26 protein-coding genes are annotated in these 26332 nt (G+C 70.3%); 18 read left to right on the top strand and 8 right to left on the bottom strand.

The window, feature by feature from the left end; all coding sequences use genetic code 11:
• Window positions 1–35 precede the first annotated feature (35 nt).
• Window positions 36–1007 (bottom strand): phosphotransferase family protein, encoded by a 972-nt coding sequence (locus tag DEI81_RS11940; protein ID WP_258368683.1) that lies wholly within the window; start codon window positions 1005–1007, stop codon window positions 36–38.
• Complete coding sequence (locus DEI81_RS11945; protein WP_111010945.1) at window positions 1004–2071, bottom strand: LacI family DNA-binding transcriptional regulator; 1068 nt, start codon at window positions 2069–2071, stop codon at window positions 1004–1006. Before DEI81_RS11945 ends, DEI81_RS11940 begins: the two co-directional genes overlap by 4 nt.
• A 153-nt stretch (window positions 2072–2224) precedes the next feature.
• Between DEI81_RS11945 and DEI81_RS11950 the strand changes: the two genes are divergently transcribed.
• The 6 genes from DEI81_RS11950 to DEI81_RS11975 all read left to right on the top strand — a co-directional run bounded on the left by DEI81_RS11950 (window position 2225) and on the right by DEI81_RS11975 (window position 10227).
• Window positions 2225–3529 (top strand): ABC transporter substrate-binding protein, encoded by a 1305-nt coding sequence (locus DEI81_RS11950; protein WP_181435406.1) that lies wholly within the window; start codon window positions 2225–2227, stop codon window positions 3527–3529.
• A complete protein-coding gene (locus DEI81_RS11955) occupies window positions 3526–4476 on the top strand; it encodes a carbohydrate ABC transporter permease (RefSeq protein ID WP_111010947.1) in 951 nt (316 codons plus the stop codon). The genes DEI81_RS11950 and DEI81_RS11955 overlap by 4 nt, the downstream gene beginning before the upstream one ends.
• On the top strand, window positions 4473–5438 hold the full coding sequence (locus DEI81_RS11960; RefSeq protein WP_111010948.1) for a carbohydrate ABC transporter permease: 966 nt from the start codon (window positions 4473–4475) through the stop codon (window positions 5436–5438). The genes DEI81_RS11955 and DEI81_RS11960 overlap by 4 nt, the downstream gene beginning before the upstream one ends.
• On the top strand, window positions 5435–7372 hold the full coding sequence (locus tag DEI81_RS11965) for a beta-L-arabinofuranosidase domain-containing protein (RefSeq protein WP_111010949.1): 1938 nt from the start codon (window positions 5435–5437) through the stop codon (window positions 7370–7372). Before DEI81_RS11960 ends, DEI81_RS11965 begins: the two co-directional genes overlap by 4 nt.
• Before the next feature lie 143 nt (window positions 7373–7515).
• Window positions 7516–8745 carry a glycoside hydrolase family 3 N-terminal domain-containing protein gene (locus DEI81_RS11970; RefSeq protein ID WP_111010950.1) on the top strand — a complete coding sequence of 410 codons (1230 nt, stop codon included), beginning with the start codon at window positions 7516–7518 and terminating at the stop codon, window positions 8743–8745.
• 102 nt (window positions 8746–8847) lie between these two features.
• Entirely contained in the window at window positions 8848–10227 is a 1380-nt protein-coding gene (locus tag DEI81_RS11975; RefSeq protein ID WP_111010951.1) for a hypothetical protein, read from the top strand.
• A 152-nt stretch (window positions 10228–10379) separates the two neighbouring features.
• Here DEI81_RS11975 and fabI read toward each other — a convergent pair whose 3' ends face one another.
• Complete coding sequence (fabI, locus tag DEI81_RS11980) at window positions 10380–11147, bottom strand: enoyl-ACP reductase FabI (RefSeq protein WP_111010952.1); 768 nt, start codon at window positions 11145–11147, stop codon at window positions 10380–10382.
• Window positions 11144–12226, bottom strand: coding sequence for a hypothetical protein (locus tag DEI81_RS11985; RefSeq protein WP_111010953.1), 1083 nt, complete (start codon window positions 12224–12226; stop codon window positions 11144–11146). The genes fabI and DEI81_RS11985 overlap by 4 nt, the downstream gene beginning before the upstream one ends.
• A 154-nt stretch (window positions 12227–12380) precedes the next feature.
• On the opposite strand from DEI81_RS11985, the gene DEI81_RS11990 reads away from it, so the two are divergent.
• Entirely contained in the window at window positions 12381–13091 is a 711-nt protein-coding gene (locus tag DEI81_RS11990; RefSeq protein WP_181434960.1) for an SDR family NAD(P)-dependent oxidoreductase, read from the top strand.
• Between the two features lie 24 nt (window positions 13092–13115).
• On the opposite strand, the gene DEI81_RS11995 is transcribed toward DEI81_RS11990, so the two are convergent.
• Window positions 13116–13961 (bottom strand): formate/nitrite transporter family protein, encoded by an 846-nt coding sequence (locus DEI81_RS11995; protein ID WP_111010955.1) that lies wholly within the window; start codon window positions 13959–13961, stop codon window positions 13116–13118.
• Window positions 13962–14109: 148 nt separating this feature from the next.
• Here DEI81_RS11995 and DEI81_RS12000 point away from each other — a divergent pair, with 148 nt between their 5' ends.
• The 8 genes from DEI81_RS12000 (at window position 14110) to DEI81_RS12040 (ending at window position 22096) form a co-directional block, all read left to right on the top strand.
• Window positions 14110–15369, top strand: a complete 1260-nt coding sequence (locus DEI81_RS12000; RefSeq protein ID WP_111010956.1) for an ABC transporter substrate-binding protein — start codon at window positions 14110–14112, stop codon at window positions 15367–15369.
• 37 nt (window positions 15370–15406) lie between these two features.
• Window positions 15407–16342, top strand: a complete 936-nt coding sequence (locus tag DEI81_RS12005) for a carbohydrate ABC transporter permease (RefSeq protein ID WP_375334773.1) — start codon at window positions 15407–15409, stop codon at window positions 16340–16342.
• 26 nt (window positions 16343–16368) lie between these two features.
• Complete coding sequence (locus tag DEI81_RS12010) at window positions 16369–17241, top strand: carbohydrate ABC transporter permease (protein ID WP_111011000.1); 873 nt, start codon at window positions 16369–16371, stop codon at window positions 17239–17241.
• 104 nt (window positions 17242–17345) lie between these two features.
• The gene (locus DEI81_RS12015) at window positions 17346–19784 is read left to right on the top strand and encodes a glycoside hydrolase family 31 protein (protein WP_111010957.1); all 2439 of its coding nucleotides are present in this window, start codon (window positions 17346–17348) and stop codon (window positions 19782–19784) included.
• A gap of 267 nt (window positions 19785–20051) precedes the next feature.
• Window positions 20052–20324, top strand: a complete 273-nt coding sequence (locus tag DEI81_RS12020; RefSeq protein ID WP_111010958.1) for a hypothetical protein — start codon at window positions 20052–20054, stop codon at window positions 20322–20324.
• Window positions 20321–20593: a ribbon-helix-helix domain-containing protein gene (locus DEI81_RS12025; RefSeq protein WP_111010959.1), complete on the top strand. Its 273-nt coding sequence runs from the start codon at window positions 20321–20323 to the stop codon at window positions 20591–20593. Before DEI81_RS12020 ends, DEI81_RS12025 begins: the two co-directional genes overlap by 4 nt.
• 304 nt (window positions 20594–20897) lie before the next feature.
• Window positions 20898–21233 carry a hypothetical protein gene (locus tag DEI81_RS12035; RefSeq protein WP_111010960.1) on the top strand — a complete coding sequence of 112 codons (336 nt, stop codon included), beginning with the start codon at window positions 20898–20900 and terminating at the stop codon, window positions 21231–21233.
• A gap of 104 nt (window positions 21234–21337) precedes the next feature.
• Complete coding sequence (locus tag DEI81_RS12040; RefSeq protein WP_111010961.1) at window positions 21338–22096, top strand: phosphotransferase; 759 nt, start codon at window positions 21338–21340, stop codon at window positions 22094–22096.
• Window positions 22097–22108: 12 nt separating this feature from the next.
• Here DEI81_RS12040 and DEI81_RS12045 read toward each other — a convergent pair whose 3' ends face one another.
• The gene (locus DEI81_RS12045) at window positions 22109–23068 is read right to left on the bottom strand and encodes an NAD-dependent epimerase/dehydratase family protein (RefSeq protein WP_111011001.1); all 960 of its coding nucleotides are present in this window, start codon (window positions 23066–23068) and stop codon (window positions 22109–22111) included.
• Here DEI81_RS12045 and DEI81_RS16030 point away from each other — a divergent pair.
• Both DEI81_RS16030 and DEI81_RS12050 read left to right on the top strand, forming a co-directional pair.
• Entirely contained in the window at window positions 23067–23261 is a 195-nt protein-coding gene (locus DEI81_RS16030; protein ID WP_146244087.1) for a hypothetical protein, read from the top strand. The two genes, DEI81_RS12045 and DEI81_RS16030, sit on opposite strands and share 2 nt — an antisense overlap.
• Window positions 23262–23776: 515 nt before the next feature.
• Window positions 23777–24295 (top strand): ATP-binding protein, encoded by a 519-nt coding sequence (locus DEI81_RS12050; RefSeq protein ID WP_111010962.1) that lies wholly within the window; start codon window positions 23777–23779, stop codon window positions 24293–24295.
• Between the two features lie 141 nt (window positions 24296–24436).
• On the opposite strand, the gene DEI81_RS12055 is transcribed toward DEI81_RS12050, so the two are convergent.
• Complete coding sequence (locus DEI81_RS12055) at window positions 24437–24973, bottom strand: hypothetical protein (protein WP_146244088.1); 537 nt, start codon at window positions 24971–24973, stop codon at window positions 24437–24439.
• Window positions 24974–25108: 135 nt separating this feature from the next.
• On the opposite strand from DEI81_RS12055, the gene DEI81_RS12060 reads away from it, so the two are divergent.
• Window positions 25109–25420, top strand: a complete 312-nt coding sequence (locus DEI81_RS12060; protein WP_111010964.1) for a MazG nucleotide pyrophosphohydrolase domain-containing protein — start codon at window positions 25109–25111, stop codon at window positions 25418–25420.
• Between the two features lie 84 nt (window positions 25421–25504).
• On the opposite strand, the gene DEI81_RS12065 is transcribed toward DEI81_RS12060, so the two are convergent.
• Entirely contained in the window at window positions 25505–26119 is a 615-nt protein-coding gene (locus DEI81_RS12065) for a hypothetical protein (RefSeq protein ID WP_111010965.1), read from the bottom strand.
• Window positions 26120–26332: the final 213 nt, after the last annotated feature.

The raw sequence follows: 26332 nt of genomic DNA on the forward strand, positions 1-26332 counted from the left end.
CACCGCGTGGTGCGCCTGATCAGGAGGCTCCCGACCTACCAGACGAGTCCGTCGAGATGGTTGTGACCGGAGAGCAGGTGGGCGACGCGACCCCACGCCACATCGCGCACCTCGGGGTCGGGATGATGTGCGGCGATCGCGAGCGCCACGAACAGGTCGTGGACGTCCAACCGTTCGCGGAGGTGCTCGCGCTCGAACAGCTCCGGGTAGGCGCCGTGTAGCCAACCGGGGACCTCGGCGAGCGATGGCCCGTCGAGCCCTCGAGCGTCGGGCGTCGGGGGGAACTCGGACGGTCGAGCGCACCAGCGCAGGATCGTGTCGAGCTCGGCGGTCGCTGGCTGCGCCAGTGCCTCCGCGAAGTCGATGATCCCGGTGACCCGGTCTCCGTCGACCATCACGTTGGACCCGTGGAGGTCGCCGTGGACGAGGACGTGGTGCTCGGCCGTGAACAGCGGAAGTCGCTCCCCGATCCAGTCGGCGACGTCCGCGAGCAGGCGCGGGTCATGCGTGGGTGAACGACGGGCGTCCTCGACCAGCTGGAGCATCGCGTGCACGACGGGTGGGTGGTACGCGGGCCACGACCCTCCGTTCAGCGCGTCGGCGAGCCACGGCGGCATCAGGTTATCCGGTACGGGAACGCCGTGGAGTGCGCGCAACGCGGCTCCGAGGCTCTCGATCATCGCTCGCCGCAGGCTCGGATCGGCCGAGGGCCACGCGTCGTGCAGGGTCCGACCCGGAAGGCGTTCGGAGACGGACCAGGGTCCGTCCGGGCCGTCGCCGTGCGCGATGTGCCGAGCGTGCGGAACGGCACTGCCACTGAGCAGGTCGACGACCCTGGCTTCGTGGTCGTAGGCGTCACGGATCCGTCCGTCGCTCAGCCGGACGACGTACTCGTCACCGACCCAGGCACGGCTCACCCAGCCGGCCTTGAGCAGGTACCGCCCCGTCGGCGGCAGCCCGGCTGCCGCCAACGTGCGCCGCAGCCGCGGGTCGGCCTCGTCGCTCACGTCGACTGCCGTGCCACGAGGAAACAGTCCGCCGTGCGCACGCCGCCCGTGACCTGCTCACCCTGGATCATCCGCATGAGCAGGTCCGCCGCCTGGCGCCCGACCTCCCGGAGGTTGAGGTCCACCGACGTGATGCTCGGCCGCGCGGCGTCGGTGATGACGCTCCAGTTGTCGACGCCGACGACGCCGACCTGGGTCGGCACCACGATGCCCGCCTCACGGAGGCAGTCCACGACGCCTCGCGCGATCTGGTCACTGGTGCAGAACACCCCGTCGAACTGCGTCCCGAGCAACCGGGTCGCGGCCTCGTACCCCCACCGTTCGCTCCACTCGCCGTACATCGCGTCGCCGCTGGCGAGTGTGGCGCCGGCGGCGGCGATCGCCCGCTTCGCGCTCTCGACGCGGTGCGAACTCGCGGTGTGTCGTCGGGCACCCGAGATGACCGCGATCGAGCGGCGGCCCGATCCGAGCAGGTGGTCGATCGCTCGGGCCGCGCCTGCTTCGTCGTCCGGCACGATCGAGACGTCGTCGGGGTCGAGCGACGGCGAGAGCGCGTACACGGCGGGGACGCCGAGCAGCTCGGTGATCGACGGGCGTGGATCGCTCGAGCGCCCCGTCACGACGATGCCGTCGACGCGCTGGTTGAGGAACGTCTGCACGTAGTGCGTCTCGCGGATCGGGTCGCCGCGGCTCTCGGCGAGCAACATCGAGACCTCGCCCGGGCCGAAGGTGTCCTCGGCGCCGGTGAGGATGGGGATGGTGAAGCGGCCGTAGGCGTCCGTCGACAGCACACCCACCAGGAAGGACCGGCCTGGGGCCACGCCCGCCGACCCTGGCGCACCAGCGAACCCGCGCATCGGTCGGGCGACCGCACGGTCGGCGCCCGGCACCGTCCGCCCCGGGGCGCGCACCGTCAGTCCCAGCTCCGTGGCGGCCGCGCTGACGCGTTGCCGCGTCTCCTCCGCGATCTGCCCCCGGCCGTTGAGGACCTTGGAGACCGTGCCGACCGACACCCCCGTTCGCGCGGCGACGTCGGCGAGGGTCACTTCACGTCGGTTGACCACTGCGTCCTCCTCCCGCTGCCAGCGTACGGCACACGGCAAACATTGCCGCAATACTGGTCGGATCGGCGCATTGACATCGCCACACCGCGAGCCATAGCGTCAGCAAACACAGCAAATCTTGCGGCAACGGTGCGGCAAGGAGAGATGCGGGAGATGACGATGAAGACATCGATGACGCGGCGGACTTCGGTCGCCGCGGCCGCCCTGACGATCGCGGTGATCGGGCTGGCCGGATGTTCTGCGAGTGGCTCGGCCGGTGGAGGCGGCGATGCGGCGAAGGGCACCGTCACGCTCTGGCAGCGTGACGGCGGTGTCGACCTGACGGACCAGGTCAAGGCGTACGAGAAGGCGCACCCGGACGTCACGGTGAAGATCTCCACGATCCAGGCCGATCAGTACCTCACGAAGCTCGCGAACTCGGCGCGAGCGGGATCCGTGCCCGACCTCGTCAGCTACGACATCGTCAACACGCCGCTGCTCGCGACGCAGGGTCTGCTCGCCGACATCACGGACAAGGCGGGGAAGCTGCCGGACAAGGGCGACCTCGCTCCGGCTGGCGTCGCGATCGGCAGGCTCGACGGCAAGCAGTACGCCCTGCCGGTGGCACTGACCGGATCGCAGATGTTCTGGAACAAGTCCCTGTTCGAGAAGGCGGGGCTCGACCCGACCAAGCCGCCGACCTCCCTCGCCGAGGTCAAGGCCGCTGCAGAGAAGATCCAGGGGCTCGGCGGTGGCGTCACCGGATTCTCGACCCTCGGCGGCGTCGGGCAGGCGTGGACGGGGTTCCCGGGCGCGTGGGCGAAGGGCGGTAGCGTCCTCACCGCGGCAGGGAAGAGCCAGAAGGCCGAGTTCACCAGCAAGAACCTGGTCGGCATGGTCGATTGGTACCAGGACATGTGGAAGTCCGGGCTCATGCAGAAGACCGACGAACCGAACCAGGACCCGGGCAACGTCGGGCAGGAGAACGCCCTGAACGGCAAGGTCGGCATCGTGTTCACCGGCGCGAACACCCTCACCGCGAAGAAGGCCGACTTCGGCAGCGCCGTCGGGATCCCCGGCGTGGACGGCGGTTCTGGTTCCTTCCTCGGCGGTGACGAGATCGGCATGACGGCCGGTGCGAAGAACAGCGACGGTGCGTGGTCCCTCATGAAGTGGCTCGTCAGCTCGAAGAAGGCCGCGCGGATCGATCTCTCGCAGGGCTGGATCGCACCGGACCTCACCGTGGCGAAGAGCCTCGCGACCGACGAGTGGTCGAAGGACATCGTCGACACGCTCGCGATCGGCAAGCTCCCGAAGAGCATCGCCTACAACGCGGTGATCAACGACCCCAACGGTCCGTGGGCACAGCAGTCCCAGAAGGTGATCTTCCAGGGCGCTGACGCCTCGACGGCCCTCGCGAGCGCCGAGAAGCAAGCGAACGCGCTCATCGGGCAGGCCTACAGCCAGGTCGGGAAGTGACGGCCGTCACCTCCTCGGCGCTCGCCGGGGTCGCGGACGGGCGCATGGGTGCCCGGCCGCGCTCCGCCGGCCGTCGGCGCCAGACACTGGCATGGGTGCTCGTCGCCCCCGCGCTCGTCCTCGCGGTCGTGTTCTTCGTCGTGCCGATGGTGCTGCTCGTCGTGATGTCGTTCTCGAACTGGCCCCTCCTCGGCCGGGTCAGCCCCGCCGGCGTCGGGAACTACGTACAGGCGTTCCAGGATGCGGCGTTCTGGCACTCGCTCGTGTTCTCGCTCCTGTTCACCGTCGTGTCGGTGCCGGTCGGGATGGCCGTGAGCTACGCCGCCGCGACGATGGTCCGGGGTGAGGGGCGGTTCGTCTCCTTCGTCCGGACGGCGTTCTTCATGCCGGTCGTCATCGGGTTCACCGCCGCCGCCTACATGGCGAACGTGCTGCTCGTGCCGGGCACCGGGGCGATCAACGTGCTCCTCCGGTCGGTCGGAGTGACCAACGGGGACACCGCGTGGTTCACGGCACCGGACACGGCGTTCTGGGCGGTCGTCGTCCTGACGGTGTGGAAGTCGATGGGCGTCGCGATGATCCTGCTCATGGCGGGCATGCAGGCCGTGCCGGGCGAGGTGATCGAGGCGGCGAAGATCGACGGCGCCGGATGGTGGCGTCGCGAGGGGTCCGTCGTGTTCCCGCTCGTCCGGCGACAGTTCGCGCTCTGCCTGCTGCTCGCGGTGTCCGGCTCGATCCTCGTCTTCGACCAGTTCTACGTGCTGACCAAGGGCGGCCCGAGCGGCGCGACCACGACGACCGTGATGTACACGTACCAGCAGTCGTTCGTCCGGTACGACCTCGGCTACGGCGCCGCCCTGTCGATGATCCTCACGGTGATCATCCTCGTCATCGCGATCGTCCAGCTGCGGGCGCTGCGCTCGACCAGTGCGGAGGACGAGCGATGAGCACGACGGACGTGACGAAGCGAACGCCAGCGGCGCCTCGGCGTGACGCGAGCCGAGCCTCCAGACCGGACGCCGCGAACCGGACCGGACTGCCGCATGCGCCCGCGCGGCGGCGGCGTGGGCCCGACGCGAGTGGTGTCGCCTACGTCGCCATCGGCACGGTGCTCGCGCTCCTGTTCATCGCGCCGGTCGTCTACATCCTGTTCCGGTCGTTCCTGCCGGCCGACGCCGACGCCCGCGGGATCGGGCCGGAGTCGCTCGCGACGCTCACGCTCCGGAACTACGGGAAGGTGTTCGACCCGTCGGTGGACCTGCGGCAGAACATCGTCAACTCGTTCGTGGTCGCCATCGCGGTCGCGGTCCTCGTGGCGCTCGTGTCGACGCTCGCCGCCTACGCCCTGTCGAAGATCCGGTTCCGCGGCTCGTCGGTCGTGTTCATCCTCCTGCTCGCGCCACTCGTCGTGCCGTTCCAGGGACTGCTGACGCCGCTGTCGATCGTGCTCGGCAAGCTCGGGCTGCTCGATTCGCTGGCCGGGGTGGTGCTCGTCCTCGTGACACTCCAGCTCCCGTTCTCGGTGTTCGTCATGCGCAACACCTTCGACGGCATCCCGTCGGAACTCGAGGACGCGGCAGCGATCGACGGCGCCGGCACCGGGCGGATCCTCCGCTCGGTGATGCTCCCGCTGGCGTGGCCAGGGCTCGTCACGGTCGCGCTGTTCGGGTTCATGGCCGGCTGGAACGACCTCCTGAGTTCGGTGACGTTCCTGTCGACGGACAGCAAGTACACACTCCCGCTCGCGCTGTCGAGCATCAGCACGTCCTTCAAGATCCCCGGGGTCCCGGTGATCGACCCCGGACTCCTCACCGCGGTCGCGTGCGTCGCGACCGTTCCGGTGGTCGTGCTGTTCCTCGCCCTGCAGCGCTACTACACCAGAGGCCTCATCGGAGGATCGATCAAATGACAATCACCAGCACCACCACCACGACCACCGAGGGGCGGTCACACCGGCCGCTGCCGCTCGGGAGCATCACGCCACGCGGCTGGCTGCTCGACCAGCTCCGGTTGCAGGCCGACAACATCACCGGGCAGCTCGAGGCGATCTGGCCCGACGTCGGGCCGGACAGCGGCTGGCGTGGGGGAGCGGGGGAGAACTGGGAGCGCGGGCCGTACTACCTCGACGGGCTGGTCCCGCTCGCGCACGTGCTGCAGGACGACCGGCTCCTCGCCCTGGCGACGCCGTGGATCGAGTGGATCCTCGCATCGCAGCGCGACGACGGGTTCTTCGGGCCGATCGGCAACGACGACTGGTGGCCGCGGATGGTCGCCCTCAAGGTGCTCACGCAGCACGCGGACGCCACGGGCGACGAGCGGGTGCCGCCGTTCCTCGAGCGGTACTTCCGGCACCAGCTCTCCGCGCTCCCGGGCCGGCCGCTGACCTCGTGGGGACGTGCTCGGGGCGCCGACAACGCGCTGTCCGTGTGGTGGCTGTACGAGCGGACCGGCGACCCGTGGCTGCTCGACCTCGTCGACCTGCTGGCAGCGCAGACCATCCGGTGGGACGACTACCTGGCGAGCGACCTGATCACCGGCCCGGCCCGGACGTTCTCGCACCGGACGCACGGACCGAACGTCGCCATGGGTCTGAAGACGGGAGCCGTCTCGGCGCTCCGCGACCGGGACGTCCGTGGCCACACCGCTCGGACGGAGGCGTCGTTCACCGCGCTCGACCGCTGGCACGGGCAGGCGAGCGGATGGTTCTCCGGCGACGAGTGGCTCGGCGGACGCGAGGCCACGGCCGGCATCGAGACCTGTCAGGTCGTCGAGATGATGTTCACCACGGAGGTGCACGCGCAGGTGTACGGACGCGGCATCGACGGCGACCGGCTCGAGTCGCTCGCGTACAACCTGCTCCCGGCGTCGAGCGACCCGGAGATGCGTGGGCACCAGTACCACCAGCAGGCGAACCAGGTCGAGGTGTCGGTCGGCCGGCGGGAGTGGAGTTTCTCGTCCGACGACGCCGGGATCTTCGGACTCGAACCCCACTTCGGGTGCTGCACGGCCAACCTCCACCAGGGGTGGCCGAAGTTCGTGTCGCACCTGTGGCTGCGCGACGCGGACGGGCTGCGGGTCGTCGCCTACGCGCCGTCCGCGATCGCGACCGAGGTGGACGACGATGCGGTGTCGATCGTCGTGGACACCGAGTACCCGTTCGACGAGACCGTGAGGATCCGGGTCGCGACCTCGCGCACGACGCCGTTCGCCCTGCGGCTGCGCGTCCCGTCGTGGGCGCAGGGCGCCGAGTTGACGGTCGGCGGTGTCCGTGTGGCGATCGGATCGCCGGGGGCCGATGCGGGCCTCCCGGTCGTGGACGGGTACGTGACCCTGGAACGCGACTGGTCGGCGACGGGGGACGTCGTCCTCGTCCTGCCGATGCGGGCCCGGGTCGTCCGGCGCGAGCGTCAGGCCGCCGCGGTGCGGCTCGGGCCGCTGACGATGGTGTACTCGCCGGGAGAGCGGTGGGTGGAGCACGACGGGGCGCCCGGCATCGGCGAATGGGAGGTGCACGCGCGCGGGTCGTGGAACTGGGCGCTCGCCGAGGTCCGCGACGCTGCGGGATGGCGGGTGACCCGCGGTGCAGTCCCGGCTGCCCCCTGGTCCTTGGAGCACCGGCGGCGTGCGCCCGTCGTGCTGCACGCCCCGGGTGCGCGCGCGACCGAGTGGCGGATGGCCGGGGCACAGGCGGACACGCCGCCGTTCAGCCCGGTGCTCGACCACGGACCGGACGACGACCTCCGTCTCGTGCCGTACGGATCGGCTCGGCTGCGGGTCACCGAGTTCCCGGTCATCGGGAACTGGCGGGACATCGACGATCCGGACGAGCCGACGGAGCGGTGATCGGGGCTCGGAGGCGTGAGGGCTGCGCCTCCGAGCCGCCGACGCCGCGGGGTTCGAGGTCGTGGTCGATCTGCCGGCGGAGTTCGGCCGGCTGCCGTGCGCTCAGCCGCTCCCGCGCCGCGCCGCCTACCATCGCCCACGTCATGTCCGTGCCCGCCTGCTCCGTCGTCCGCCGCCGGGCACGCCCGTTCCTCGCCGCCGCGACCGCGCTCGTCGTCGCGTCGGTCCTCAGCGCGTGCGTCGGTCCGTCCACGCCGGGAGGCCCGTCGCCGCGATCCTCCCGGCCCGCCTCCGCCTCCCCGTCGCGCCCCACAGGGACCCGGACTCCGACGCCGACCCCCGACCCGCTCGCCGGCCTGACGCTCGAGCAACGCGTCGGGCAGCTGTTCATGGTGGGCACCCCGGCGACCGCGGCGGGCGCCCAGGCGCTCGAGGCGGTGCGGACGCACCACGTCGGCAACGTGTTCCTCTCCGGCCGCTCGACGTCCGGCACGGCCGCGACCGCCGCCGTCGTCCGGCAGGTCACCGGTCTGGTGTCTGACGACACCACCGCGGGACTGCCGATGTTGGTCGCCACGGACCAGGAGGGCGGGCAGGTGCAGGTGCTCCGTGGCCCGGGGTTCTCGGACATCCCGGACGGTCTCGCCCAGGGCGCGATGCCGCCGGCCGCGCTGCACGACGACGCGGTGACGTGGGGGCGGCAGCTCGCGGCTGCGGGGGTGGACCTCGACCTCGGGCCGGTGGTGGACCTCCTGCCCTCGGCGGCGACCGCGGCGGCGAACCCGCCGATCGGGCGGTACCGCCGCGAACTCGGCTTCGACCCGGGCACGATCACGGGCGCGGCCGACGCGTTCCGCGGGGGTCTCCAAGCCGCAGGGGTGCAGAGCGTCGTCAAGCACTTCCCGGGCCTCGGGAACGTGACGGGCAACACGGACTACACGAGTGGTGTCACCGACAGCGTGACGACCGCCGACAGCCCGTCCGTGCAGGTGTTCCGCGCCGAGGTCCATGACGGCGCCCGGTTCGTCATGACGTCGACCGCGTACTACTCGCGGATCGACCCGTCGATGCCGGCCGCGTTCTCGCCGACGGTGGTCCAGGGCCTGCTGCGCGGCCAGCTCGGGTTCGACGGCGTCGTGGTCACCGATGACCTCTCGACCGCCGCGCAGGTGCAGCAGTGGACCCCGGCGCAACGCGCGGTCCTGGCGATCCAGGCGGGATCGGACATCGTGCTCGCCTCCGCCGATCCGAGCGTGGTCGACCCGATGGTCGACGCGGTCGTCGCGAAGGCCCGGACCGACGCGTCCTTCCGGCAGCAGGTCGACGCGGCCGCGCGGCGCGTCGTGCAGGCCAAGCATCAGTCGCTCGGCTGACGTCGCGTGCGCTCGCGGCGCGCGATCGTGCAGCCGTCCGCCCAGTCGGGCCTGTGATCTGGTTGCATGAGACGCTTCCTCGACGGCCGGAACCGGAGATCCATGTCCCTTCCTGAACACCACGTCCGACGACCGCGGACGCCAGCGGTGGTCGGCCTGGCCGTCGCCGTCCTCCTGATGGCCGCGGCAGTGCTGATCCCGAGACTGACCGGCTGGCGCGTGCACGTCATCGCGTTCCCGCCCCTGCACGCGCACTGGGACCCGCGGGTCGGGCCGGGGACACTGCCGGCGGTGGCGCTGGCGGTGCTCGGGGTGGTGTTCGCACACCGGGTGGCCGCTCGGGCGCGCTGGGCGGTGCTCGTGCCCGGCGCGTACGCGGTCACGGCGGCGTGGTTCGCGGCGCTCGCACTGGTCGACGGCTCCCACGGCATCGGTCACGTCCTCGACACCCCGTACGAGTACATGGACACGGCGCGGGCCGTGGCTGGGCATCCGTTCGCCCAGACCCTCCACGGGTTCGTCCCACGCATCGTGGGCGGCCCGGGCAAGTGGCCGGTCCACATCGCCGGGCACCCGCCCGGGGCGTTGCTCTTCTACGTGGTCCTCGTCCGGCTCGGGTTCACGACCGGCCTGGCGGCGGGCTGGATGACCTTGCTCGTCGCGGCGACGACGCCGGTCGCGGTGCTGCTCACCCTGCGTACCCTCGGCGCCGATTCCGCCGCCCGCCGTGCCGCCCCGTTCCTCGTCCTCGGTCCCGCAGCGGTCTGGTCGGCCGTCTCCGCCGACGCGGTGTTCGCTGCGTGCGGCGCCTGGGCGGCCTGTCTGCTGGCCCGGTCGGCGACGAGCCGGCGCGGCGGGGCCGCCGCCGCGTGGGGTGTCGCAGCGGGACTGCTGTTCGGGTACAGCGTCATGCTCTCCTACGGGCTGCCCTTGCTCGGCGTCCTGGCGGTGGGGGTGCTCGTCGCGGCACGTTCGTGGCGACCACTCGTGTGGGGGCTGCTCGGTGCCGTCGCGGTCGTCGGGGCGTTCGCGCTGTGGGGGTTCGCCTGGTGGGAGGCGTACCCGGTCCTCCGCGAGCGGTACTACAACGGCGTGGCACACAAGCGTCCGTTCGGGTACTGGGTCTGGGGTGACCTCGCCGCGTTCGCCTTCAGCGCCGGACCGGTGATCGGGCCTGCCGTCGCACAGACGCTCGTGCGAGCGCGCGCGGTGCTGCGCGGTCACGGCTGGATCCATGCGTACCGGCGGCTCCCTCGGGCGGCCGTCGTCCCGGTGGTCCTGGCACTCGCCGGCGCCGCCATGGTGTTCCTCGCCGACGTGTCGGGGATGAGCAAGGCCGAGGTGGAGCGCATCTGGCTGCCCTTCGCACCGTGGGTGCTCGTCGGGACGGCGTTGCTCTCGCCCCGCTGGCGATGGTCCGGCCTGGTCGTCCAGGTCCTGACCGCCCTCCTCGTGCAGCACACGCTCGACACGGGATGGTGAGACGGCGCTCCGGACCACGCGATGCGGCGTGCGAGGGGTACCATCGACCTGTCCGCGGCGTTCCCCCCAACTCCGCGGATCCGCCCCGGCGGGCTTCCCCCGAGTCCGCCGGGGCATTTCCACGTCCCGGCCAGGTCGACCTCCGGCGCCGGTCAGTACTCGACCGCGTGGAACCCGCCGTCGGCGTGGACGATCGACCCGGTCGTGGCCGGCAGCCAGTCGGAGAGCAGCGCGACGATCGTCCTGGCCACGGGTGTCGGGTCGGTGCGGTCCCAGGCGAGCGGGGCCCGGTCCTCCCAGAGGCCGTTCACCTGGTCGATGCCCTCGATCGCCCGCATGGTGAACGAGTCGACGGGGCCGGCGGCGACGAGGTTGGTGCGGATGCCGCGCGGACCGAGGTGCAGCGCGAGGTACCGGTTCACGGACTCGTACGCCGCCTTGGCGACGCCGGCCCAGCCGTAGACGGGCCAGGCACGGGAGGCGTCGAGCGTGCACCCGACGACGCTCGCGCCCGCGCCGAGCAGCGGGTCCGCGCCGCGGACGAGCGATTGCAGCGAGTACGCGGAGACCCGGAACGAGTGGGCGACGTCGTCCCACTCGGCATCGCTGAACCCGTCGCCGACCACGGACGGCAGGCTCGCCGAGATGCAGTGCACGACGCCGTCGAGTCGGTCGGTGTGCTCGCGGAGCCGGCCGGCCAGGAGGCCCACGTCGGCCGGTTCCTCGGCGTCGAACTCCACGACGGGCGCGGTCGTCGGCAGCCGTCGTGCGACGGCCTCGGTGATGCGACGGCGCCGCCCGAACCCGCTGAGGATCACGGTGGCGCCCTGCTCCTGCGCGATCGCGGCGCTGCGGAACGCGATCGAGGACTCGGTGAACACGCCCGAGACGAGCACGGTCTTGCCGGCGAGGAGGCTCACGAGCGTGCCTCGAACGACAGCAGCAGGTACCGGCTCGCCGCCGCGGTGCGGTCCACCCGCGCCGCGCGGACGCGGAACCGGGCGGGGGAGCCGTCGTCGCGGACGAGTCGCACGTCGTGCGTGGCCGCGTCGTGGTCGACGCTCCGACGCGCGGCGGCGACGAACTCCTCGAAGGCGGGACGGTCCTCCGCGAGCGCGAGCGAGGCGATGTCGCCCTCGAACGGCTCGTGGAGCCCGAGCCGCCCCCAGCTCGGCGACGTCATGAACGTCGACGACTGGAGGCAGTCGACGGCGGCGTACGCGACGTCACCCGCGAGCGCGAAGTAGGCGCGGGCGAACTCCGCCGCGTCGACGATGTCGAGACCGGTCGTGCGGTACGTGCTCGGCTTCGGGACCTCCCGCGTGAACCCGTAGGCGTAGAACACGCCCGGCCGGTCGGGCAGGACGGTCGACGTGCCGACGAGAGCCAACTGCTTGCGGCCGGGGTTCGGCGTGTCCGGGCGGGTGACGGCACCGAAGGTGAGGAGCTGGTGCACCCCGTTCGCGGCCGCGAGCCCGGCGTCCACCGTCGTCTTCACGCGAGCACGCTCCTCGTACGGCAGGAGTCGCGTCAACCAGTCGCCGACCGGACCCCGGCTCGACTGGACCTCGTCCGGGGTGAACTCGTGCAACCGGTAGAGGTCGGCGTCCCACTGCGACGAGGTCGACCCGACGTTGTTGCCGGACGTGTCCACCGTCCACTGCCAGGCACCGATGAGCGGCGGCTCCGGCACGGGGTCGGCGGCCGAGACGAACACGCCGTACGCACCCGTCACGTGCGACCGGTCCGGCGTGATCACGGGCCGGGCGTCGACCTGGTACGCATCGCCCCCCAGATGCACGATGCGTCGCAGGGCCGCGCCCGACCCGATCACCTCGGACAGTGCGGGGAGCAGCACCTCGCGCGCGCGGCGGTCCAGGTTCCGCCGAGGGCTGACCCCGGCGTGCTCCTGGTCACCGACCGCGAGCAGGGTCGTGACGGCACCGAAGTGATCGACGACGACCCACCGGCCGACGGGATCGACCTCGGTGTTCGCCATCCTGTGCCTCCGCGCTCGGGATCCCGGGGCGGGCACGGCAGGGCCGGACCGAGCGCGTCCGCGCCCCAGAACGTCCAGCCTGAGCCGCTGTCCAGCGGCCATGCTCACGAGGCATCCGCCCCGCACGAACAGGACCGTAGCAGATAATCGACCCGTGCAGACCGACGTCGAACCGCTGTCCGTGATCGTGTTCGGGGCATCGCGGGGCATCGGCGCCGCGACGGCCACGGCGTTCCTCGAGGCCGGCCATCGCGTCGTCGGCACGCACCGTGGTTCGGGCGTCCCGTCCGGTGTCGTCGGGGTCGAGGCCGACATGCGCGACGAGGGATCCGTGGCGGACGCGGTGCGCACGGCGGTGGAGCACGGACGGCTCGACGTCGCGGTGGTCAACGCCGCCGTCGCACCGCAGGAGCTCCTGGTGCGGATGACCGCGGCGTCGATCCGCGAGGTGCTCGAGGTGAACCTGGTCGGGGCGATGCTCGCGACGAAACACGTGGCGAAGGCGATGAACCGGCAGCGGTCGGGCTCGATCGTGCTCGTGTCGTCCGAGAGCGCGCGCGTCGGCATCCCGGGCAGCAGCCACTACACGGCGTCGAAGGCCGCGCTCGAGGGTTTCATGCGGTCGGTCATGTGGGAGTACGGCCCGCGCGGCATCCGGATCAACGCCGTCGCACCGGGCCCGACCGAGACCGACATGCTCGCCCCGATGACGGACGAGCACCGTCGAGCCCTTCTCGAGCGGATCCCGCTCGGGCGGGTGGGGCGTCCCGACGAGATCGCGGACGTCATCCGGTGGGTGGCGCAGAGCACGTTCCTCAACGGAGCGGTCGTGCCCGTGACCGGCGGCGAGGGCTTCGGGGTCTGACCCCGCACCCGACCACCGCGTGCGTCAGTCCGCCTGCTGGTGGGAAGCGCGATCCGGGTGGTCGTGCGAGGTCTGTCGCCGACCCTGCATCAGCTCCTTCGTCCGGAGCAGCCGGAGTGCCGTGACCAACACCAGGCCGCCGAGCAGGTTGAACAGCAGCGTGTACCCGAACCACCCCAGCCACTGTCCGTACGTGATGTCGACACCGCTCTGGATCGCGCCGAACACCAGCAGCGAGTCGAGGATCGAGTGGAACAGCTGGAGGCCCGCGAGCAGGAACCCGCCGGCCACGGCGGCGACGAGCTTGGCCGGATCGGAGTCCGTGCCCTGCTGCATCCGGGTCATCAGGGTGATGGTGCTGCCGCCGAGCACGGCCAGCACGACGCTCTGCAGGTCGAACGGGGCGTCGATGTAGTGGTGCGCGGCCTCGCTGAGCGTGGGGTGCCACTGGGGGAACGCCTGGACGACGAGCCACATGAACACCCACCCGCCGACGAGGTTCGCGACGAGGGTGCCACCCCACAGCTTGAGGAGTTGCAGCAGGCTCCCCTCGCGCGCGACGACGGCCGCGACGGGCATGAGGAAGTTCTCGGTGAACAGCTCGCTGTGCGCGAGGTGCAGGGCGATGAACCCGATGCCGAACGCGAGTCCCGCGAGCAGGTGGCTCCCGGTCTCGGTCAGGACCGCGAGGTAGGCCATCACGCCGAGACCGACCTCGAGACCACCGAAGAACCCGGTGATGAGCACCGCCCGCACGGTCCGCTGCAGCCGTTCCGCGCCCTCCTCGATCGTCGCCTCGAAGGACTCGAGGAGTTCGTCCTCGACGGGCGCGTCGGTGGAGCCGAGTTCGCGGCGTCGATCGTCGGTCATGCTCCGGAGGGTAGGCGGCCTCCCTGGTCGGACGGGACGGACCCCGGCGGCCACCGCTGAGCGGCCCGCTTGACACCGGATTTTGAGCGCTATAAATTGGCGCGCACGCCGCAATCAAGGGAGATGTCGCGTGTCCCGTCCTGTCTCAGTGAGCCGCCGGTCCTTCCTCGTCGGCTCCACCGCACTCGCTGCGCTCGGTCTCGCCGGCTGTGCCGCGCCCGGTGCCGGCGGCGGCACCACGCACCTCCGGTTCTACGAGCAGAAGCAAGAGGTCATCGCCTACTTCGACACGCTGCTCCGCCAGTTCGAGCGGGAGCGGCCGGGCATCTCGGTGGTGCACGACTCCACCAACGTGATCGCCCCGCAGTTCGTGCGCGGTGCCCCGGCGGACGTCGGCTGTTTCAACGACAACCTCGAGCTCGCCCGGTACATCAAGCGCGGCGTGCTCAGCGACATGTCCGACCTGCCCTCGGCCCGGACCGTCCGCACCGACATCCGCTCCCTGACGGACCAGTACGCGACGTACCCGGGCCGGACGAGCGTGCTGCCCTACTCCCTCGCGGCGGCCGGCGTCATCTACAACAAGAAGATCTTCGCCGACCACCACCTGCCGGTGCCCGAGACGTGGTCGCAGTTCGTCGACGTCTGCAAGGAGCTCAAGAAAGCCGGGATCACCCCGATCTACGCGACCGACAAGGACACGTGGACCCTGTGGCAGGGCCTGTTCGACTACGCGGTCGGCAGCCTCGTCGACACGGGACGGTTCTTCCGGCGGATGAAGGAACTCGGCACGGACGTCGGACCCGACTCCGAGGTCTCGTTCGAGAAGACCCTGGCGGTCCCGATGGAACGCGCCAAGACGATCTCGACGTACTTCAACCCCGACCACGCCGTCCGCTCGTACGCCGACGGCAACCTGGCGTTCGGCAAGGGCCAGGTGGGGATGTACCTGCAGGGGCCGTGGGCCCTCGGGCAGATCGCGCTCGTCGACAAGCACCTGTCGGTCGGGACGTTCCCGCTGCCCGTCTCGGAGGACCCGGCGGACCGCAAGGCCCGGGTGAACATCGACCTCGGCCTCTACATCCCGACCGCGACGGCACACCGCGAGGAAGCTCGCGAACTCGTCGAGTTCCTCATGCGTCCGTCGGTCATCGACGCCTACAACCAGGACAACCTGGCGTACTCGACGCGGAAGGGCGCGCCCGCGCAGCAGGACGAGCGGGTGGCGGGCCTCCAGCCGTTCGTCGACCGGGCGGCGTTCTACCAGGGCGCGGGGACGTTCATGCCGAACTCGATCCCGCTCGGCAACTACCTGCAGTCCGCCACGCGGAGCGGGAACTTCGACGGCATGCTCCGCCAGCTCGACGCGGACTGGCGGCGCCTCGCCGGACGGGACGCGCTCGTATGACCCCCATGACGATGTCCGACCTCGACGAGGAGCGATCGTGACCCTGCAAGCACCCCTGTCGGACCGAACCGCCGATGAACTGCCGCCGAGACCGACGACCCGGCCCGCTCGGCGGCGGCGCGTCGACCCGATCTACGCCCTGTTCCTGTTCCCGGCGCTCGCGCTGTTCACCGCGTTCGTCGTGGTGCCCGCCGTGATCGGCATCTTCTACAGCTTCACGAACTACGTCGGGTACGGCCGGTGGTCCTTCCTGGGGCTGCGGAACTACACGACGCTGTTCACGGATCCGAACATCATCGCCTCGTACGGCTTCACGCTCGGGTTCGCGGCGGTCACGGTCGTCGTCGCGCAGGTGATCGCCCTGGCGCTCGCCGTGGCGCTGTCGCGGCGGATCCGGTTCGCGGCGCCGCTGCGGAGCGTGTTCGTCATCCCGATGGTGATCTCCGGGATCGTCGTCGCGTACGTGTTCAACTACCTGTTCTCGAACTCGCTGCCGGCCCTCGCCACCGCGGTGGGGTTCCACCCGCTCGAGCAGAGCATCCTCGGCAACCCGGACCTCGCGTGGCTCGCCATCGTGATCGTGTCCGCCTGGCAGACGATCCCCGGAGCCCTGCTCGTGTACACCGCCGGTCTCACGGCGATCTCGGACGACCTGTACGAGGCGAGCGCGCTCGACGGCGCCAGCTCCTGGAAGCAGTTCCGCTCCATCACGCTGCCGCTCATCGCCGGGTTCATCGTCATCAACACGGTGCTCGGCGTGAAGGGCTACCTCGGCGCCTACGACGTCATCGTCGGTCTGACGAACGGTGGCCCCGGCACCGCGACCAGCAGCGTCGCCATGACGATCTTCGGCGGCTTCACGGGCGGCGACTACGCGTACCAGATGGCCAACGCCACGGTGTTCTTCATCGTCACCGTCGTGATCTCCGTCGCCCAGCTCCTCGTCACCCGCGGAAGGACCATCCGACTGTGACCTCTGTCGACCTCCACCACGACCAGATGGCCGGCTCCAGCGCCGGCCGCCCCACCACCACGCGTCGGCGTCGTCGGCTCGGTCGCACGAACTGGCCGCTGACCGTCCTGCTCATCCTGGCGTCGCTGACGGTGCTCGCCCCGCTGTGGGTCACGCTGTCGATGGCGTTCAAGACGAGTGCGCAGTCGGTGGACGGGAACGCGTTCTCGTTCCCGGCGCCGTTCAACCCCGCGAGCTTCGTGCAGGCATGGCGGCTCACGCACTTCCCGGTGTCGTTCGGCCTGTCGCTCGGCGTCGCCGCGATCACGGTCGTCCTGACGCTGTTCCTCAGCTCGCTCGCCGCGTTCGCGATCGCCCGCAACTGGGACAAGCGGATCTACCGCTGGTCGCTGTACTACCTGCTCGCCGCGCTGTTCCTGCCGTTCCCGGTGGTCGCCCTGCCGCAGATCCAGCTCACGGCGTTGACCGGCCTCGACAACCCCGTCGGCGTCGGCATCCTGCACGCGATGTTCCAACTGTCGTTCAGCGTGCTGCTCTACTCGGCGTACCTCCGCTCGCTGCCGATCGAACTCGAGGAGAGCGCCCGCATCGACGGCGCGACGACGTGGCAGATCTTCTGGCGCATCGTGCTGCCGCTGCTCGGTCCGATGAACGCCACGGTCGGCATCTTCGCGTTCCTGGCGTCGTGGAACGACTTCATGATGCCGTCGCTCATCACCGCGGACCCGAGCCTGCAGACCCTGCCGGTCGTGCAGAACATCTTCCAGAGCCAGTTCGGCACGAACTACAACGTCGCGTTCGCCTCGTACCTCATGGCCATGGCGCCGACGATCGTCGTGTACCTGTTCGCCCAGCGCTGGGTGATCAGCGGCGTGACGCAGGGCGCCGTCAAGCACTGACCGACGCGCGCCGTCGAGCACCGACCGGCGGGTTCCGCCCGGGAGGCCCACCCCACCGCACACGGGTACCGTCACGCCCGACCACCCCACCGACCTGGAGGACCATGTCCGACTCCGTCACGCAGCCCACGCCCGACGCCACTCCGACCGCGCTGCCCGTCATCCGGCCGCTGCCCGGTGCCGCGCCGCGGGCGCGCGACGACCAGCAGGTCCACGGCGACGGCTGGCGCATCACGGTGCTCACCGACGGGCTGTTCCGCGTCGAACGGTCGACTGACGGCGGGTTCGAGGACCGGGCCTCCACGTTCGCGATCCGCCGCGACCTGCCGGCGGTGCCGTTCGACGTCGAGCGGTCCGGCCGGGGCGTCGTCCTGACGACGGCCCGGGCACGGCTGCGGTACGACGGCGGCCCGTTCTCGGCGAGCGGGCTGCTCGTCGAGATGATCGGCGCGGACACCGGCCGGTGGCGGTACGGCGAGCCGACGCGGGACCTCGGCGGGACGGCGCGGACGCTCGACGACGTCGACGGCCGGACGGACCTCGAGAGCGGTGTCGTCGCGCCCGACGGCATCGCGGTGGTCGACGACGCCACCTCGTTCCTGTTCGAGGACGACGGCTGGGTCGGCGTGCGTGGCGCCGATCGCGAGGACCTCTACGTGTTCGCGTACGGCCGCGACTACCCGGCCGCCGTCTCGGCGCTGTACGCGGTCTCGGGACCGCCGACGCGCCTCCCGCGATGGGCACTCGGCAACTGGTGGAGCCGGTACCACCCGTACACGGCGGACAGCTACCTGGCGCTCATGGACCGGTTCGACGACGAGGGCGTCCCGTTCTCCGTCGCCGTGATCGACATGGACTGGCACCGCGTCGACTCCGTGCCGTCGCGGTTCGGGAACGGGTGGACCGGCTACTCGTGGGAGCGCTCGCTGTTCCCCGACCCCGAGGGGTTCCTCACCGCCCTGCACGAGCGCGGCATGCGGACGACCCTCAACCTGCACCCCGCCGACGGCGTCCGGGCGTTCGAGGACGCCTACCCGACGATGGCGCGGGCGCTCGGGGTCGACCCGGAGACGGAGCGCCCGCTGCCCTTCGCGCCGACGGACCGCGCGTTCCTCGAGTCGTACTTCCGCGACCTGCACGACCCGCTCGAGGACCAGGGCGTCGACTTCTGGTGGATCGACTGGCAGCAGGGGCGCACCTCCGACCTGCCGGGGGTCGACCCGCTCTGGGTGCTCAACCACTTCCACCACCTCGACGCCGCCCGGAACGGCGGCCCGGGGATGACCTTCTCGCGGTACGCGGGGCCCGGCAGCCACCGGTACGCCGTCGGGTTCTCGGGCGACGCGGTCGTGTCGTGGGCGTCGCTGGCGTTCCAGCCCGAGTTCACGGCGACCGCCGCCAACATCGGCTACGCGTGGTGGAGCCACGACATCGGCGGGCACACCCGCGGCGTGCGCGACGACGAGCTGGCGACGCGCTGGGTGCAGTTCGGGGTGTTCTCGCCGATCATGCGGCTGCACTCCGCCAACAACCCGTTCATCCGCAAGGAGCCGTGGTCGTTCCCGCCGGAGCACCGCGCCGCCATGGACGACGCCCTCCGGTTCCGTCACCGGATGGTGCCCTACCTGCACACGATGAACCACGCGGCGGCGGCCGGCACCCCGCTCGTCCGGCCGATGTACCACCTCGAGCCGCGCCGGAGCGAGGCCTACCGCGTCCCGAACGAGTACGCGTTCGGCTCCGAGCTGCTCGTCGCGCCGATCACCGAGCCGCGCGATCCGGCCTCGCTGCTCGGGAGCGTCCGAGCCTGGCTGCCCGCCGGGACCTGGACCGACGTGCTCACCGGGACGGTCTACCGCGGCGACCGGAGCCTCGCGTTCCACCGGCCGAGCGCGTCGATCCCCGTGCTCCTGCGGGCCGGCGGGATCCTGCCGCTCGACGCGGGTCCCGACCTCGACGCGACCCGGAACCCGAGCGAGCTCGAGGTGCTCGTCGCGCCGGCGGCCTCCGGGACGTTCGTGCTGGCGGAGGACGCCGAGGACGACGACGCGGGCGCTGCCGCCGCCGGTCCGGCCGTCCGGACCGAGCTCGCCTGGGACCTCCCGACCCGCACGTTCCGCATCGGACCCGCGGAGGGCCGGGGCGACCTGGTCCCGCCCGTCCGGACGTGGATCCTCACCGTCCTCGCCGCCCTGCCGGACGGACCGGTGACCGTCGACGGCGCCGAGGTCGCGGTCACCGGGGTCGACGGGCGCTGGAGCGTGACCGCGACCGTCCCGTCCGACGTCGGTGCCGTCGTCCGCATCGCGGGGGAGGTCCGGGTCGGCCCCGACCGACGCGCCGCGGCCCGCACCGTGCTCGCCGACGCGCAGATGGGCAACCCCGAGAAGCTCGAGGCGTGGGAGATCGTCGCCGCTGACCGACCCGTCGTGGACCGGCTCGCGGAGCTCGACGCCGTGGCGCTGCCGCAGGCGGTCCGGGCCGCGCTCACCGAGTTGCTCGGGGCGGTGGTCGGGGAGGTTCCGCCGGGCGATGTGTCCTGAGCGAGCTCCGTTGTTCTGGAGGCCGGCCGGCTCGCGGGTACCGCTGACTTCACTGCGAGAGGTCGCGGAGTCCCTACGTGAGACCGCCTGCGCCCCGGTCGGCGCGGGGAGTCCGGGCCGGCGGGCGGCCCAGCGGGAAGTTCGCTGGACGACCGGCTTGCGGGACGAAGCAGCACCAGTCGTAGCCTGAGCACCCCTGGGCTGGTAGCGGGGTGGATGTGTCGCGTAGACTTACGTCAGACAAAACTCTATTGTCGCGGAGGGACGATGGTCGTCGAGGTGCATCCCCGGGTGGCCCGTCGGCATCCTGAAGTGACGGATGACGAGGTCCGGGAGGCGTTCGAGAACTCCCTCCGGTTCGCGCCGCGGATGGCCACCGACCCGATGCAATGGGTCGGTGTCGGAGTCACTCATGCAGGCAGGCTCCTTGAGTACCTGGCCGTGAAGCCAGATGATCCTGAGGACTGGCTGATCTTCCACAGCATGGACGCGACGACGAAGGTGAAGCAAGAGGTCGGACTCGAAAGGAGAAGGCGATGAAGACGTACAAGACAAAGGGCACCACGTTCACGGACGCGGACCTCGACCGCTGGGCCGACGAAGCCGACGCGGGGTTCCCCAACGCGCAGTTCGGTCCGTCGCATGCCGGGAGCCCGGCGCGACCCGGACGACCAAAGACGCTCGGTGACGACGTCACCCGCATCACCGTTCGCGTGAACAGCCGAGAGCGGAGCATCTTGAAAGCGAAGGCGGATGCTCGGCATCTCAGCACTTCCGCGCTGCTTCGCGAGATGATCAACAACCTCTGAGGTCGAACGAGAACGCCCCGACCCTGCGCACTGACGCACAAGTGTTTGCGGCACGGGGAGAACTCGAACTGGCTGCATCGCACCTATGACGCTCTCGAAGTGGCAGCCAGACGATCCCTGACGCGGCGGCACCGGTCGACCTGACGTCGCGGCCGTCGCGGGAGTCCGCGCTTCGACTGTACGAGCAGGTCGGATTCGTCCGCCGGGACACGAACGTGCTCTGGTTCACCCCGCCCCCGCCCTGAGCGTCTCGGCACGGCGCTCCTCACGGCGGCGCTACGCTGCACCGGGCAGGAGGTACAGCATGGCGAAGGTCGTCGTTGCGGCGCCGGTGGACGCGCTTCCGGAGCTCCTCCGCGCAGCGGTCAGGTCGGTCGCCGGCGCAACCCTCATCGAAGTGCGGCCGGACGGCGCTCTCGTCGGCCGTCGCAGCAACTTCGCTCTCGGGTCGGAGACGACCCGGTTCACGTTCTCCGCCCGACCCGACGGGAGCAGCGAGGTCACCGCGGAAGCCACCAACGGGGGCAGCATCGCAAGCACCGCGCTTCTCGGCAGCAACTTCACGCGGGGAGCGCTCCTCGAGAACGGACGGGCGGTCCTCAACGCGCTTGCCCAGAATGCGCGCGACGCTTCGCATTGACGCCCACCACCCCTACCCGGACGCATTGGCGCTGAAGCGCTTTCGTCCGGATGCTCGTGCCGCTTGGCACCGCGACGGCGTGCCGAGCTGGCAGCATTACACGGATGGAAGACGCCGAGATTCCGCTGGCGGGCGGTAACGCGTCCGAAGCGGTGGTGCGTGTGGGTGACACTGTCAGGAAGCCCTGGTCCGACTCCACTCCGTCGGTCGCGCAGTTCATGGCGCATCTCCGCGCCCAGGGCATCGACGTCCCCGCGTGGCGGGGGCGCGACGACCGCGGGCGGCAGGTGCTTGAGCATGTGCCGGGCGAGCTCGCAATGCACGTCGGCCCGCTCGATGAGGACGCTCTGGTGCGGGTCGGACGGATGGTGCGGTCCATCCACGACGGGAGCGTCGGCTTCACTCCGGACACGGCGGCCTGGGATGTTCTGATTCCGCCGCCGACGAGCGCCGACCTCGTCTGCCACAACGACCTCGCGCCGTGGAACCTCGTCCTCGGCGACCGGTGGGTGTTCATCGACTGGGATGGAGCTGGCCCGAGCACCCGGCTCTGGGACCTCGCGTACTCCGCGCAGGCCTTCGCTGGATTGGAGGCAGGGCAGCCCGTCTCGTCGGCCGCGGAACGACTCCGCTGGTTCGTCGACGGGTACGGCGCGACCGACGACATCCGGGCGGCCCTGCCCACGACCATGGTTCACCGTGCCACGGCGATGTGGGCGCTGCTCCGCGACGCGAACGCGAGCGGCCGGGAACCCTGGTCGTCGATGTTCGACAACGGTCACGGCACCCATTGGTGGGCCGCGAGCGAATACATCGCCGCGCACCTGAGCGCGTGGACGGCGGCCCTCACCGGTGACGCCTGACGCCGGTCCCGCTTACTGCAGCTGCGCGAGGACCGCGTTCTCCTCCTCCTGGGTGAGCCCGGCCGACCGCGGTCGGTGCACGCCGCGTCGTTGCTCGTCGGCCAGGGCTCGTTGGAGTGTTTCGGCGAGTGGCCGGACGGTCCCGCCCAGTTGACCGAAGCGTGAGCGGTCACGATGGGCGAACCCCGTGTATTCGGCGGGGAGCCAGAGCGGCAGGGATCGCGGACCGGACCAATACTGGACGTCGTGCGCGAGGAGCACTTCGTCGTCGGCCGGTACGAGGCTTCCGCTGAAGCCCGTCACTCGTGCAGCGTCGCCGAAGAACGCATCCATGGTGTGGCTCACACCGACCGCGTTCACCACGCCGGTTGCGCCGCCGTGCTTCTCCCCGCCGATCCACGTAGCGAGGTCGCCGACATCGATGATCTGGACGAAGCGGTGGGTGGTGTTCGGAGTGAGGACGGCGCGTCCCATGGACAACCTGGCCGGCCAGTAGCCGAACCGGTCACTCGGGTCGCCTGGTCCGACGATCAGACCGGGTCGGACGATGAGGAGTCGGTCTGCGAGGGGCTCCAGTGCCCGCTCTGCGGCGACCTTAGCGTCGGGAAACCGGTTGAGGTCCTCGGGCTCGATGACTGCGGCGGCCTCGTTCGCCCCGCGTTCGTCGTTGCGGGCGTACACGGAGACCGATGACACGAATGCCCAATGGTGAGTTCGAGCGCCGAGAGCAGCGACCGCTTCGCTGACGAATGCGGGATCGTCAGCGACGTCGATGACCGCGTCCCACTCGCCGGTCAGTTCGCTGTAGGCATCCGCGCGCGACCTGTCGACGCGCACCAGCGTCGCTCCGTCGGGGACGTCGCCCGATTCGCCGCGCGCGGCGCACACGACGTCGTTTCCCGCGGCCACCGCAGCTTCGGCGATCGCTCGTCCCAACCAACCAGTACCGCCCAATACAAGCATTCTGCGCATGCACATCAAGGAACCCGTCGCGGACGTGGGCGGTGCACGTTTTCGCGCAGAGCTCAACGCAGCCGATGGGCATAGCGCAAGTTGCAGCAGTCTGCTCACGCGAGGCGGCGTGGACGAATCGCTACCTGACGGCTTGCGTTGCGCGGTGGAGCACCGTGATGAACCTCAGCCGCGCGCCCGGCTGACCGGATGACTGCTCGGCCGGGTGAATGGCGGTTTCAAGGGGTCGTTGCAACGGGTGGTTGTTTCGGGTCCGACAGTAGCTGTTCGAACGCTTCTGCCTCTTGCAGCTCGGTAGTTTTGGCCACGATGGAAGGACGTGACGATGCGACCACTGATCCTCTCGGGCGGCCCGGCAGTCGGGAAGACTACGTGCGGGCGGGCCCTCGCGGTCCCCCACGAGCGCGCCGCATACATCGACGGTGACGACATTCGTCAACTCGTCGTCGCAGGCGACGCCACCCTGTGGTCCGGTTCCGAGGGTCGTGCCCAGCACGCTCTCGCCACCCGCAACGTCGCGGCCCTCGCGAGGAACCTGCTCGCCGCCGGCTTCGCCGTCACCGCATCCGACGTGGTGACCCGGGAGACCCTGCCCGTGTACCGCGCGGAATTGCCCGGGTGCTTCGTCGTTCACCTCGCAATCAGCCTCGATGCAGCGCGCGCACGAGCAGCGACGCGGCGAACCCCCGGAGGTGGCACGCTCGGAGCATGCAACGCAAGGGCCCGAAGTCCGGGGATCGCGTGGCGACACTCACCTTGTTCTGCGGCCTGCCAGGTTCGGGCAAGACGACGCTCGCGCGTCGCCTCGAAGCTGAAGGCAAAGGCGTCCGCCTCGCTACGGATGAGTGGCAGGACCGGCTGGGCGTCCCGCATTCCGAGAGCGCGTTTCACGAGCGGCTACAAGCCGCGCTGTACCAACACGCCCTCGTCCTGCTGCGACGAGGTGTCGATGTGATTCTCGAAGACGGCCTGTGGATGAAGGCTGAACGGGCCCAGAAGTTCGCCGACGCCCGCTCCTGCGGCGCACTCATCGACCTTCACGTGTTCGACGTCGACTACGACACACTGTGGACCCGCTTGCAGAAGCGCAACGAGGAAGGCGCTTCCGGGGCCGCGCCGATCACGTCGGAGCGCCTTCGTTCGGCTTGGGACTTGTTCGAACCCGTGTCTGCCGAGGAGCTGTTGCGGGTCGACTCCCACAGGACACACTCGGGGGGCTTCGAGTGAGCACACAAAACGGCGCGCTTCACCCGATCGGCTGTCGAAACTGTCGCGTCGGGAGGGCTGTGGGGGCCCTACCGGCCGTCCCGGGGCCCGAAAGCGGCGATGACAACGCCTGACGGCGCTCGTCGTCTCGATTGCGGATCGTCAAGCGAGATGCGTCACCGGCGTCGTGTCATCGAGCGCGGCGCGTCTGGCCCGGCGTGGCGGGAGCATGTGCATGGAGGCAAAGGCGAGCACGCCGAGTGCTGACACGAACACTCGGACATCCGGGTTGTAGCCGTCCGATGCGGGCCACTGTGCGTTGGCGTCGTAGTGGACCGGTCCGGCTCTCCCGATGACATAGGACAGGCACAGGACCAGTGCCGCGAGGACGAACACCACGAAGGTCCACTCTGCGCGACGGAACCACCAGGACCGTGCCCGCGGGATAAGACGCAGGGGCAGGCCGAGAACGAAGGCCGCGATCGTCAGCGGTGTCGAGAACACGGCGATGCCGACGATCTGCAGGCCTTCGGTGAACGTGCCGCCTATGACGGAGCACGCCGCGATGACGACGTAGGTGATGAACCCGGTCAGGACCACCTGCACTGGAAGCGCTGTCCAAGCGCGGCTCGTGCGAGTCTCGGTCCGGTACAGCGGACTTACCGGCGCCGATGGCAGGTGCGGCGGCCGGTAGGTCATGGCCGGATAGTAGCGCCAAGCGTTGCGCCGGCGGCGGACGGTCGAGGTGTCGGGCCAAGATCGGCTATAGGACATGGATGGGGGGCGCATCAGTCATCCACTTCGGCTCCTCGTCGACGATGGGACACTGCTGTCGTGCAGATCGACGAGTTGAGTGACGAGGTCGAGCAGGTCTCCGCCTTCTACGCGGAGCGCCACGGCATCGATCGGTCCGATGACTGGTTCGTGTTGAAGCTCAACGAAGAGGTCGGGGAGCTGACGCAGGCGTACCTCGCCCGTGCCGGGCAGGCACGCGACAAGGGACGCTCCGACGTCGAGCTCGAGGGCGACTTCCGATCAGAGCTGGCGGACGTGCTCGCGCAGGTGCTGTTGATCGCGCGCCGCTTCGACGTCGACTTGGCCGAGGAGGTCGCTCGGAAGTGGCTCGTCTGGAAGCCTTCCCATTAGCCGATCGTTCACCAGAGACCGACGGCGGTCGCGGGCGGGGGACGGAATCGGGAGCACTCCGAGAGCGAGCGACCGGCTCCCGCTTCAAAGCGTTTCGAGGTGCTCTGTCGCGGCGAGAACTCGGTTGCGCCTGTTTGCCTCCACGAGACCCGCAATCGTGACTGCCACGGCTGTAGCGAGTTCGAGAACGAGCAGTGCTGACCCCCATCCACCGACCGTGCGGATCAACGACCCCGCGAAGCCAGCGACACCCAGACCCATGCCGATCAGTGGCGGCAGTGCAGCGCGTGTCGAGCGCCGTTGCGACAGGTGTGTGGCGCGAACGAGCCTCGCAGTCACTGGGGTGACTGTTTCTTTCCCGCGAATCTGCCGTCCGATGGTTCGACGTTGCGCCTTGTCGAGAACCTGGAACGGGCGCTCCGGTGCCTCGATCGTGTAGGGCAGCAGGGTGTGGAGCTGTCGCGCCCGGATCCAGCTGGTGAAAGCGACGCCGGCTCCCGCGACGGTGAGAAGAAACCAGACCAGCGTCGTCGAACGGGACGCGGACGTGACGGTGACGAGAAGCCACAGGCTGCACAGACCTGCCGCGCCCGCCTGCTGCGAGATGCCGACGACGGTGGCTCCGTGCTGGGCAAGGCGCTCGGCGCGCCGACCCGCGATCACGAAGTTGTCGTCCCCGACGAGGTCCTGTGATTCCACAACTGCGAACCAACCACAGATGCCCAGACGGAGACAACCGCCCGATGCCGTGAGAGTGGACTGGTCGGTGTCTCGATGGTCGGGACTTCATCGAACGGGCGCGGCAGGCTGAGCCCGCGGTCACGTGGCGGTCACGATTGCAGCGACGTCGTGTTCGGACAGTCCCAGCGGCGTCGTGCCGATGGGCCCGTGCGGTCGTCGGAGGGTGATCGC

The organism is Curtobacterium sp. MCBD17_013 (assembly GCF_003234565.1).
In the GTDB taxonomy this organism is placed as follows: Bacteria; Actinomycetota; Actinomycetes; order Actinomycetales; family Microbacteriaceae; genus Curtobacterium.